Genomic DNA, 11248 nt, shown 5'->3' on the forward strand with positions numbered 1-11248 from the left:
CCCCCAGCCGGCCCGCCCGAGCAGCCAGGCCCCCACGGCGAGCGACGGCGGCTGCTGCCGCCGTCGCTCGCCGTGGGGGCCTGGCTGCTCGGGCGGGCCGGCTGGGGGGATGCCCCGATCGAGGGACTCGGCGTCGGGGAGCCGTTCGGGGCCGAGCGGTGCGTCCAGGTGGGCCAGGAGGCCGCCGGGCGGGCCGAGCGGGTCGCGCTGCTGGCGATGGGCGACGCCAGCGCGTGCCGCACGCTGAAGGCGCCGGGTTACCTCGACGAGCGGGCGGCGCCCTTCGACGCGGAGGTGGGGCGGGCGCTCGGCAAGGCGGACGTCGCCGCGCTGGAGGCGATGGACGTGGAACTGGCCCGCCAGCTCATGGCGTCGGGACGGGCGCCCTGGCAGGTGCTGGCCGGGGCGGGCAAGGGCGCCGGCCTGAGCGGCGAGCTGCTGTACGAGGACGCGCCCTACGGCGTGGGGTACGTGGTCGCGACCTGGTCGTAGCCCCGGGAGCGGCGCCGGCGGACGGCCCTTTCGCGGCCGTCCGCCGATGGCTGTCCCGGAGGTGGGTCAGGACGCCGGAGGGGGCGAGCTCGGCGGGGTGCCGGTCGTGCCGTCGTCCTTGTGCGCGAGCTTGTCGACCGCGCCCTTCGCCTTGTCCGTGCCTGTGTGGATCTTGTCGCTGTACTTGCCCTTGGTGCGCTCGTCGACCGCCTTGGCGGCCTTGTCGATGCCGTCCTGGATCTTGCCGCCGTGCTGCTGGGCGAGGTCGGAGACCTTGTCCTTGGCCGGTCCGAGCTTGGCCTTCAAATTGTCCATGAGACCCATCGGGTCACCTTCCCTCGCGGTACGTCACCTGTAACCGACAGAACTTCGCAAAACGCCCATATCCACTTCATACGGTACTCGCGCCCCCCGGATCGCGTCACCTCACCGGTGCGAGCGCGGCCCGCGAGGTTTGCGAGACTGGTGCCGTGAGCAGCGCACCCCTCGCCCCCCGAGTCATCGCCGTCGTCGGACCGACCGCGGCCGGAAAATCCGATCTCGGGGTCTTCCTGGCCCGTCGGCTGGGCGGTGAGGTCATCAACTCCGACTCCATGCAGCTCTACCGGGGGATGGACATCGGTACCGCCAAGCTAACGATCGAGGAGCGCGGCGGAGTTCCCCATCACCTCCTGGACATCTGGGACGTCACCGAGACCGCCTCCGTCGCCGAGTACCAGCGCCTCGCCCGCGCGCGCATCGACGCCCTGCTCGCCGAGGGGCGCTGGCCGATCCTGGTCGGCGGCTCCGGCCTGTACGTCCGCGGCGCGGTCGACAACCTGGAGTTCCCCGGCACCGACCCCGAGGTCCGCGCCCGCCTGGAGGAGGAGCTGGCCCTGCGCGGCTCCGGCGCCCTGCACGCGCGCCTGGCCGCCGCCGACCCCGACGCCGCGCGCGCGATCCTGCCGGGCAACGGACGCCGCATCGTGCGCGCGCTCGAAGTGATCGAGATCACCGGCAAGCCCTTCACCGCGAACCTCCCCGGTCACGACTCGGTGTACGACACCGTCCAGATCGGCGTCGACGTCGCGCGCCCCGAACTCGACGAGCGCATCGCCCTGCGGGTCGACCGCATGTGGGAGGCGGGACTCGTCGACGAGGTGCGCGCACTGGAGGCGCAGGGGTTGCGCGACGGGCTCACGGCCTCGCGCGCGCTCGGCTACCAGCAGCTCCTCGCGGCGCTCGCCGGGGAGTGCACCGAGGACGAGGCGCGGGCCGAGACCGTCCGCGCCACCAAGCGCTTCGCGCGCCGTCAGGATTCGTGGTTCAGGCGCGATCCCCGGGTGCACTGGTTGAGTGGGGCCGCGGCGGACCGGGAGGAACTTCCGCGCCTCGCATCGGCGTTGGTCGAACGACCGGTCACAGCCTGATCACGTCATGGCATCGGGACGCCCAGGCCGTCATCCGGGCCTGTCGCGTCGTGCCATCATCGAGCTTCGATCGACCAAGTGGAGTCCGAGTTGGGAGGGCGCGTGGCGATGGAGGCCGGCCCTCGTGACACCGCACAAGGCACCGAGAACCGCACTCCTCAGCGGGACGAACGGAAGCCGGACGACGGCCTCGCGCGCGCGGACGGGTTCCCCGCCGAGACCGACGGCCCCCCGCGCCTGATCGACGGCATCCCCCGCCCCGGAGGGCCCGAGAACGACTCCTCCGGCCCCCGCGCAGCACAGCCGGACGACGGCTTCCAGGAGCCCGCGGACGGCGGCCTCACCTCCGACGGCCCCGACGAGGCGGACGAGACGCCCGACGGCGTCACGGACGACGGACCCGAGCCCGAGGAGATGTTCGCGAGCGGCCCCGAGGTCGAGGTCGAACTGCGGCCCCAGCGCCGGCTGCGGATCTGGCAGCTCGCCCCGATCGTCGCCCTGGCCACCGTCGGCTCCCTGATGTTCGCCTTCCCGCTCGCCTTCGACTTCGGCGACAGCGGCGCCGTCGTCGCCATGCTCGGCCTGCTGATCTGCTCCTGCGCCGCAGGCTGGGGCATGATGGCCGCCCGCCGCGTCGGTTACACGTGGCCGGGCCTGCCCCTGCGGGGCTCCGGCCGCCGCCCCGACTGGCGCGTCGTCCTCGCGTACGTCGTGATGGTCGCCGCGGCCGTCGCCCTCGCCGTCTGGCGCGTCGCCCGGCTGCGCTGAGCCCCGCGCGCGGGAGCACCGTCACACGGTGTGAGCGGGACTGTCGTACCCACGCCGTACGATCGGGGCATGAGCACGCGGATCGCCTTCCTCAAGGGGCACGGGACCGAGAACGACTTCGTGATCGTCCCGGACCCGGAGAACGCCCTGGACCTCCCGCCCGCCGCCGTGGCCGCCCTGTGCGACCGCCGCGCGGGCATCGGCGGCGACGGGCTGCTGCACGTCGTCCGGTCCGCGGCGCACCCCGAGGCGCGCGCGATGGCCGCCGAGGCGGAGTGGTTCATGGACTACCGCAACGGCGACGGCTCGGTGGCCGAGATGTGCGGCAACGGCGTGCGCGTGTTCGCGCGCTACCTCCAGTACGCCGGGCATGTCGAGGAGGGCGACCTCGCGATCGCCACGCGCGGGGGCGTCAAGAGGGTCCACCTCGACAAGGAGGGTGACGTCACGGTCGGCATGGGCCGCGCCCGCCTCCCCGAGGGCGACGTCGAGGTGAACGTCGGCGGGCGCAGCTGGCCCGCGCGCAACGTCAACATGGGCAACCCCCACGCCGTCGCCTTCGTCGACGACCTCGCGCACGCGGGCGACCTGTTCACCGCCCCGCCCGTCAGCCCCGCCTCCGCCTACCCGCAGGGCGTCAACGTCGAGTTCGTCGTCGACCGGGGCCCTCGGCACGTCGCCCTCAGGGTGCACGAGCGCGGCTCCGGCGAGACCCGCTCGTGCGGCACGGGCGCGTGCGCCGTCGCCGTCGCGACCGCGCGCAGGGACGGCGCCGACCCGGCCGTCACCGGCACCCCCGCGACGTACACCGTGGACGTGCCCGGCGGACGCCTCGTCATCACCGAACGGCCCGACGGAGAGATCGAGATGACCGGTCCCGCCGTGATTCTTGCCGAAGGGACGATCGATTCCGGGTGGCTGGAAAGTGCCTCACGGCAGCTCGCATAGGGCTTCACATCGCAGGCAGGGGCGGCCCGTCACCGTACGGGTATGCCCCTGTCGCGCGTCCGGAGGGCGGGAATGCGCGACCCGCTTCGGCCACGGTGGCTCGAAACAGTCAACTACCGAAGTGTCGCTCGAATGGGTGATCCGTTTCACGCTCGGCGAGAGGCGGTCAGCCGCACATGGTGGGCTCGGTAGCATCAAGCACCGGCCCGGACGGGAGACCGAAACCAGTCCCCGAGCCGTGTCCGCCCTGGGGCACTCGTCCGCCGGTCCACGCAGCCGGAGGTGCCCATGAGTGCGGAGGCGACGAATCCCGCGACCCCAGGCCCGGTGGTGCCCGCCGTCCCGCGACGGCGCAGCCGCCCCCGAATCGACCTGCGCAGGCTGGGTCGTGCCGCCTTCCTGGGCCCGGCCGGCAGAGGCCGGCTGCCCGACGCGATCGGCCACGTCGTCGAGGCCCACCGCGCCCACCACCCCGAGGCCGACCTCGAACCGCTGCGCCGCGCGTACGTGCTGGCCGAGTCCTCGCACCGCGGCCAGATGCGCAAGAGCGGCGAGCCGTACATCACCCACCCCCTCGCGGTGACGCTGATCCTCGCCGAACTCGGCGCGGAGACCACGACCCTGACGGCGTCTCTGCTCCACGACACCGTCGAGGACACCGATGTGACGCTCGACCAGGTGCGGGAACAGTTCGGCGAGGAGGTTCGTTATCTCGTCGACGGCGTCACGAAACTGGAGAAGGTCGACTACGGGGCCGCCGCCGAGCCCGAGACCTTCCGCAAGATGCTGGTCGCCACCGGCAGCGACGTCCGCGTGATGTCGATCAAACTCGCCGACCGGCTGCACAACATGCGCACCCTCGGGGTGATGCGCCCCGAGAAACAGGCGCGCATCGCGAAGGTCACCCGGGACGTCCTGATCCCGCTCGCCGAACGCCTCGGCGTGCAGGCCCTCAAGAGCGAACTGGAGGACCTGGTCTTCGCGATCCTCCACCCCGAGGAGTACGACCGCACGCGCGAGCTGATCGTCGACAACGCCTCCCGCGCGGACGACCCGCTCGCCGAGATGGCCGAGAGCATGCGCGGCGTCCTGCGCGAGGCCGGCATCCAGGCCGAGATCCACATAAGGCCCCGCCACTTCGTCTCCGTCCACCGCTTCTCCCGCAAGCGCGGCCGGATGCGCGGCGCGGACTTCGGACGGCTCCTGGTGCTCGTCAACGAGGACGCCGACTGCTACGCCGTCCTGGGCGAACTGCACACCTGCATGACACCCGTCGTCTCGGAGTTCAAGGACTTCATCGCCGTACCGAAGTTCAACCTCTACCAGTCGCTGCACACGGCCGTCGCGCGCGAGGACGGCCAGGTCGCCGAGGTGCTCATCCGCACCCACCGGATGCACAAGGTCGCCGAGGCCGGCGTCGTCGCCCTCGGCAACCCCTACGCGAGCCCGGCGGAGGAGCAGGCCGCCAGCGACGAGCGCGTCGACCCGACCCGCCCCGGCTGGCTCTCGCGGCTCCTCGACTGGCAGGAGGCCGCGCCCGACCCGGACACGTTCTGGTCGACCCTGCGCGAGGACCTCGCCCAGGACCGCGAGATCACCGTCTTCCGCCCCGACGGCGGCACACTCGGCCTGCCCGACGGGGCCACGTGCGTCGACGCCGCCTACGCCCAGTACGGCGAGGACGCCCACGCCTGCATCGGCGCCCGCGTGAACGGCCGCCTGGCGACCCTCAGCACCGCTCTGCGGGACGGAGACACCGTCCAGCTCCTCATGGGGCAGGACCCCGCCTCCGAGCCCTCCAGGGAGTGGCTGGAGCACGCCCACACCCCCGCGGCGCGCATCGCCATCCAGCGGTGGCTGTCCACACACCCCACGGAGCCGCGCGGCGCCGCCCGGCAGGACACGGCCGACGAAGAGACCGAGCCCGCTTTCCGGGGGCAGGGCGGACGGCGCGGCTCCGACGGACCGCTGCCGCACCCGTCGTCCGCCCCGCGCGCGGGCAACACGATCTCCGTCGCCGGGCGGCCCGGCGCGAGCGTGCGGCTCGCCGGGTGCTGTACGCCCGTGCCCGCCGACGAGGTCACCGGGTTCGCCGTACGCGGTGGCGTGGTCACCGTCCACCGCGTCGAGTGCGCCGCCGTCGCGCGCATGCGCGGTGCCGGGCGGCCCGAGGCCGACGTCCACTGGGGCGACTCCACCGAGTGCCGCGTCACCCTCGTAGCCGAATCGTTCGGCCGCCCCCACCTCCTGGCCGACCTCACCGAGGCGATCGCCCTGGAGGGCGCCGAGATCGTCTCGGCCACCGTCGAACCACCGTCCCAGCAGCGTGTCCGCCACACCTACACCCTCGAACTCCCCGACGCCGCCCACCTGCCCACCCTCATGCGCGCGATGAGAAACGTTCCTGGGGTGTACGACGTGAGCCGGGCACAGCACCATGCGGGGGCGCACTGAGGGGCACGCGCGCGAAGGCGTCCGTACGCGGGGGCCTACGCGCGAGCGCGGAGAGAGCCGGCACGCGCGTGTAGGCCGCCGGACCGCGCGCGGGACGCCGATGAGCAGAACCGGCATGACCGACCTCCGCGCGCGGCACGCCGGTTCCCCGGCAACTCGGCCCCACCCGGGCAACCCGTTCGGGTGGGCCGGGCGCGAGTCGGCGGCGCTGGGGGCGGGTGCGCTGGTAGCCGTGGGGCATGCTGCGCAGCCCTCGAACCGAAGCCCCCGAGGCCACCGGTCCCGCGATCGCCGGACCCCGCCCCGGGAACGCCCGTCCGCGCCCCCGACGTCTCGCGCGGGCGGCCCTCGTCGCCTCCGCGCTCTCCCTGTGCCTCGTCGCCGCGAGCGCGCCCTCCGAGCAACTCGGCGTCGGGGACCGCCTGTTCCCGAACCTCGGCAACCCCGGGTACGACGTCGCCGCGTACGACCTGGACTTCACCTACCCGGGGAGCAACGACAAGCCGCTGCGCGCGGTGACGACGATCGACGCGTGGACGACCGAGCGGCTGGAACGGATCAACCTGGACTTCGCGCACGGGGACGTCGAGTCGGTCCAGGTCGACGGCGAACCGGCGCACTACGCGCGCGCGGGCGAGGACCTCGTCGTCACCCCGCGCCGCGCCGTCCCGGAGGGCAGCTGGATGCGGATCACCGTCCGCCACACCAGCGACCCGATGCCACCGAAGGACGGCGAGGGCGGCTGGGTCCGCACCTCGGACGGCCTCGCCATGGCGAACCAGGCCGACGCCGGCCACCTGGTGTTCCCCTGCAACGACCACCCCTCGGACAAGGCGATGTTCACCATCAGGGTGACCGCCCCCGACGGGTACACGGCCGTGGCCAACGGTCTGCCCGCCGGCGTCGACCGCGCGCGCGGGACGACGACATGGACGTACCGCACCCAGCACCCCATGGCGACCGAGCTGACCCAGGTCTCCATCGGCCGCTCGACCGTCCTGCGCCGCGAGGGCCCGCACGGCCTGCCCGTACGGGACGTCGTCCCCACCGCGGACCGTGACGCCCTGGAGCCGTGGCTGGCCAAGACGCCGGACCAGATCTCCTGGATGGAGTCCAAGGTCGGGCCGTACCCGTTCGAGACGTACGGCCTGCTCATGGCGAGCGCCAGCACCGGGTTCGAGCTGGAGACGCAGACCCTGTCGCTGTTCGAGAAGGACCTGTTCACCGAACCCGGCTACCCCGCCTGGTACGTCGAGTCGATCATGGTCCACGAGCTGGCCCACCAGTGGTTCGGCGACAGCGTCTCCCCACGCACCTGGTCCGACCTGTGGCTCAACGAGGGGCACGCCACCTGGTACGAGGCCCTCTACGCGCAGGAGAAGGCGGGACGCACGCTGGAGGCCCGCATGAAGGCCGCGTACGGCGCGTCCGACCGCTGGCGCGCGGCCGGCGGCCCGCCCGCCCTCCCCAAGGGCCCCGAGCCCGGCCAGAAGATCAGCATCTTCCGCCCCGTCGTCTACGACGGCGCCGCCCTCGTCCTGTTCGCGCTGCGCGAGACCATCGGCCGCCCCGCCTTCGAGCGCCTGGAGCGCGCGTGGGTGACCGAGAACCACGACGGCGTCGCGAGCACCGCCGACTTCACCCGCCTCGCGGAACGCGTCTCGGGCCACGACCTCGCCGCGTTCTTCGACGCCTGGCTCTACGGCACGAAGACACCCCCGATGCCGGGCCACCCGGACTGGACGTCCCAGGCGCCGACGAACACGAAGGCGGGGGAGACGCCGGTGGTACGGCACGGGCGGCACTGAGAGGGCCTACGCGCGCGTGCCGGACGCTGTCCAGCCCGGACGGCCCGGACGCCTGCCGGCGCGCGCGTGCGCATGCCTCGCGGCCCAGGCCAGGAGCGCCTCGGTGTCGTCTCCCCGGATAAGCCCGTGACGGGGCGGGGCGGGGCGTGCGACCATTTTCGGGCCGGCGTGGTACGGGGTCGACGGGCGGGAATCTTCCGCCGGGCTCGTGCGTTGAGCAGGGTGACAGGCGCCCTAGCGGCATCTTCGACGACGTAAGGATCAAATGACCTCCTCTTCTTCCGCTTCCCAGGACACCAAGCGCCTCGCGCAGGACTACCCCGACGGTCTTCGGGCCGATGCCCTGATGGAAGAGGACGTCGCCTGGAGCCACACGATCGACGAGGAGCGGGACGGCGACCAGTTCGACCGCTCCGAGCGCGCGGCCCTGCGCCGCGTGGTGGGCCTCTCCACCGAGCTGGAGGACGTCACCGAGGTCGAGTACCGCCAGCTGCGGCTGGAGCGGGTCGTCCTCGTCGGCGTCTGGACCACCGGCACCGCGCGGGACGCTGACAACTCCCTCGCCGAGCTCGCGGCCCTAGCGGAGACGGCCGGCGCGCTCGTCCTCGACGGCGTCGTCCAGCGCCGCGACAAGCCCGACGCGGCCACCTTCATCGGCTCCGGCAAGGCCCAGGAACTGCGCGACATCGTCCTGGAGAGCGGCGCCGACACGGTGATCTGCGACGGCGAGCTGAGCCCCGGCCAGCTCATCGCCCTCGAAGACGTCGTCAAGGTCAAGGTCATCGACCGTACGGCCCTGATCCTCGACATCTTCGCTCAGCACGCCAAGTCCCGGGAGGGCAAGGCGCAGGTCGCGCTCGCGCAGATGCAGTACATGCTGCCGAGGCTGCGCGGCTGGGGTCAGTCCCTGTCCCGCCAGATGGGCGGCGGCAAGGGCGGCGGCCTCGCCACCCGTGGTCCCGGTGAGACCAAGATCGAGACGGACCGGCGCCGGATCCGCGAGAAGATGGCGAAGATGCGCCGGGAGATCGCGGAGATGAAGACCGGCCGCGAGATCAAGCGCCAGGAGCGCAAGCGCCACAAGGTGCCGTCCGTCGCCATCGCGGGCTACACCAACGCCGGCAAGTCCTCCCTGCTCAACCGCCTCACCGGCGCGGGCGTCCTGGTCGAGAACGCCCTGTTCGCGACCCTGGACCCGACCGTCCGCCGCGCGGAGACCCCGAGCGGCCGGCTCTACACCCTGGCGGACACGGTCGGCTTCGTCCGGCACCTGCCCCACCACCTCGTCGAGGCGTTCCGCTCCACGATGGAGGAGGTCGGCGAGTCCGACCTGATCATCCATGTGGTCGATGGCTCGCACCCGGCGCCGGAGGAGCAGCTCGCCGCCGTCCGTGAGGTGATCCGGGACGTCGGCGCGACCGCCGTCCCCGAGATCGTCGTTATCAACAAGGCGGACGCCGCCGACCCGCTCACGCTCCAGCGGCTGCTGCGGATCGAGAAGCGCTCCATCGCGGTCTCCGCGCGCACCGGCGAGGGCATCGCCGAACTGCTCGCGCTGATCGACGAGGAGCTGCCGAGGCCGTCCGTCGAGATCGAGGCGCTCGTGCCGTACACGCACGGCAAGCTCGTCGCCCGCGCGCACACGGAGGGCGAGGTCCTCTCCGAGGAGCACCTCGCCGAGGGCACGCTGCTGAAGGCGCGGGTCCATGAGGAACTCGCCGCGGACCTCGCGCCGTACGTACCCGCCCAGGCGGTCTGACGCGCGTACGCCTGACGACGAAGCGCCGCCCCCTCAGCGCGAGGGAGCGGCGCTTCGGCGCGTCACTGGCCGGCGGACTTCTTGCTCACCGACTCGTACACGCCCTTGGCGACCTCGCCGAGGCGCGGGCCCGCGAGCCAGCCCGAGGTGGCCGGGCCGATGGACGTGTTGGACACCAGCGCGAGCTTGCCGTCGGAGCCCTTCTCGACCCAGCCGCCGCCGGAGGAGCCGCCCGTCATCGTGCAGCCGATCCGGTACATCGTCGGGTCGGCCGAGGACAGCGAGAGCCGGCCCGGCCTGTCCGCGCACTGGTACAGCTTCTGCCCGTCGAACGGCTCGGCCGCCGGGTAGCCCGTCGCCGTGATGCCCGACACGTCCGCCACCGCGGGCGCCGCGAAGTCCACCGGCAGCGCCCCGCCGACCGTCTCCTCCAGCGACTTGCCGGAGCTCCCCTTCTCCGGGGTGACGTGGATGACCGCGAAGTCGTACGGCGCGCCGTCACCGCCCGTCGGGCCGCCCTGCGCGATCCACTGCTGCGAGGTCTGCGCCCAGTCGCCCCACCACACGCCGTACGGCGCGACCTGCTCGCGCGTCGCCGACCGGAGCGCCGACGCCGGCATCGCGCTGTCGTTGTACGACGGGACGAACGCGATGTTGCGGTACCAGCCGCCGTTCTTGCCGGCGTGCACGCAGTGGCCCGCCGTCCACACCAGGTTGGACTTGCCGGGGTTCGCCGGGTCCTCGACGACCGTCGCCGAGCAGACCATCGAGCCCTCGGGGGAGTCGAAGAGCAGCTTGCCCGCCTCCGGCACGTTCGCGTGGTACTTCGCGGCCACCGCCTTCGCGTCCACCGGCGCCGGCTCCGGGTCCGTCACGCCCTGGTCGCCCGCGAGGTCGCTGTCGTCGACGCCGCGGTCCGGGTCCTGGGCGTCGCGCATCCGGTCCGGGTCCCACAGGCCCTCGATGATCGGGTTGACGAAGTCCTGCGCCTCGCGCAGCCAGTCGTCCTTGTCCCAGTTCTTCCAGGCGCCGTTCTTCCACTTGTCGAGGTCGATGCCGTGCTTCTTGAGCCGGTCCAGCAGATCGCCCGGGATCTGGACCTTCCCGCCGTCGGACTCGGCCGCTGAGGCCGCCGCCGACGGCGAACCGGCCGCCTGGTCGTCCCCGTCGCACGCGGTGGCGGTGAGCGCGAGCACCGAGGCGAGGGCCGCCGCTGACAGCACCGCCCTACGACGCGGGCGCGCGCCGTCCCCCCGACGAGTGGTGAACGGCGGCCGTATCGATGGCATGTCTGAACTCCCCCTGCTTTCCGTGAACTTGGTGCGATGCCGTGAAATCGGCCACCCGCAGGGCGAGTTCGGGCCGATCCCACGGTCACGTGGAACGGCAACACACGATATGCGCTCGCTGTGGGGGACTTCCGTGGGAACGGCAACGGTTTCGCTACGGGCTGCCTGAACTGGGGAGTTGGGCGGAGAAACGGTTCGGACCGGGCGCCCCAAGGGCTGCGCGCGCCGGACGGCGTCGCTCCCGTCGCCGGTGCCCCTCCCGCCGCGCGGACGATCTTCGGTGAGGCCGTAACCCGTCGGGCGGAGCGGGGTTGGTAGCGG

At 72.7% G+C, this 11248-nt stretch carries 9 protein-coding genes; 7 read left to right on the forward strand and 2 right to left on the reverse strand.

Features of this window, described 5'->3' with window-relative positions; translation table 11 throughout:
* Nucleotides 1–492, forward strand: a 492-nt coding sequence (locus AOK24_RS31380; protein WP_478078776.1) for a class III extradiol ring-cleavage dioxygenase family protein, incomplete at its 5' end; no start/stop codon positions are given.
* A 66-nt stretch (nucleotides 493–558) separates the two neighbouring features.
* Here the strand turns inward: AOK24_RS31380 and AOK24_RS31385 are convergent.
* A complete protein-coding gene (locus tag AOK24_RS31385; RefSeq protein WP_010358944.1) occupies nucleotides 559–816 on the reverse strand; it encodes an antitoxin in 258 nt (85 codons plus the stop codon).
* A gap of 146 nt (nucleotides 817–962) precedes the next feature.
* On the opposite strand from AOK24_RS31385, the gene miaA reads away from it, so the two are divergent.
* The 6 genes from miaA to hflX all read left to right on the forward strand — a co-directional run bounded on the left by miaA (nucleotide 963) and on the right by hflX (nucleotide 9638).
* On the forward strand, nucleotides 963–1901 hold the full coding sequence (gene miaA / locus AOK24_RS31390) for a tRNA (adenosine(37)-N6)-dimethylallyltransferase MiaA (protein ID WP_055723421.1): 939 nt from the start codon (nucleotides 963–965) through the stop codon (nucleotides 1899–1901).
* Between the two features lie 249 nt (nucleotides 1902–2150).
* Nucleotides 2151–2669: a hypothetical protein gene (locus tag AOK24_RS31395; protein ID WP_063799546.1), complete on the forward strand. Its 519-nt coding sequence runs from the start codon at nucleotides 2151–2153 to the stop codon at nucleotides 2667–2669.
* Between the two features lie 69 nt (nucleotides 2670–2738).
* Nucleotides 2739–3617 (forward strand): diaminopimelate epimerase, encoded by an 879-nt coding sequence (gene dapF, locus AOK24_RS31400; RefSeq protein WP_055723423.1) that lies wholly within the window; start codon nucleotides 2739–2741, stop codon nucleotides 3615–3617.
* A 288-nt stretch (nucleotides 3618–3905) separates the two neighbouring features.
* Entirely contained in the window at nucleotides 3906–6071 is a 2166-nt protein-coding gene (locus tag AOK24_RS31405; protein WP_055723424.1) for a RelA/SpoT family protein, read from the forward strand.
* Nucleotides 6072–6310: 239 nt separating this feature from the next.
* Nucleotides 6311–7879, forward strand: a complete 1569-nt coding sequence (locus tag AOK24_RS31410) for a M1 family metallopeptidase (protein ID WP_107104091.1) — start codon at nucleotides 6311–6313, stop codon at nucleotides 7877–7879.
* 265 nt (nucleotides 7880–8144) lie between these two features.
* Complete coding sequence (gene hflX / locus AOK24_RS31415; RefSeq protein WP_055723425.1) at nucleotides 8145–9638, forward strand: GTPase HflX; 1494 nt, start codon at nucleotides 8145–8147, stop codon at nucleotides 9636–9638.
* A 62-nt stretch (nucleotides 9639–9700) separates the two neighbouring features.
* On the opposite strand, the gene AOK24_RS31420 is transcribed toward hflX, so the two are convergent.
* The gene (locus AOK24_RS31420; RefSeq protein ID WP_055723426.1) at nucleotides 9701–10927 is read right to left on the reverse strand and encodes a trypsin-like serine peptidase; all 1227 of its coding nucleotides are present in this window, start codon (nucleotides 10925–10927) and stop codon (nucleotides 9701–9703) included.
* Nucleotides 10928–11248: the final 321 nt, after the last annotated feature.

This window comes from Streptomyces niveiscabiei (genome assembly GCF_001419795.1).
Taxonomy (GTDB): Bacteria; Actinomycetota; Actinomycetes; order Streptomycetales; family Streptomycetaceae; genus Streptomyces; species Streptomyces niveiscabiei.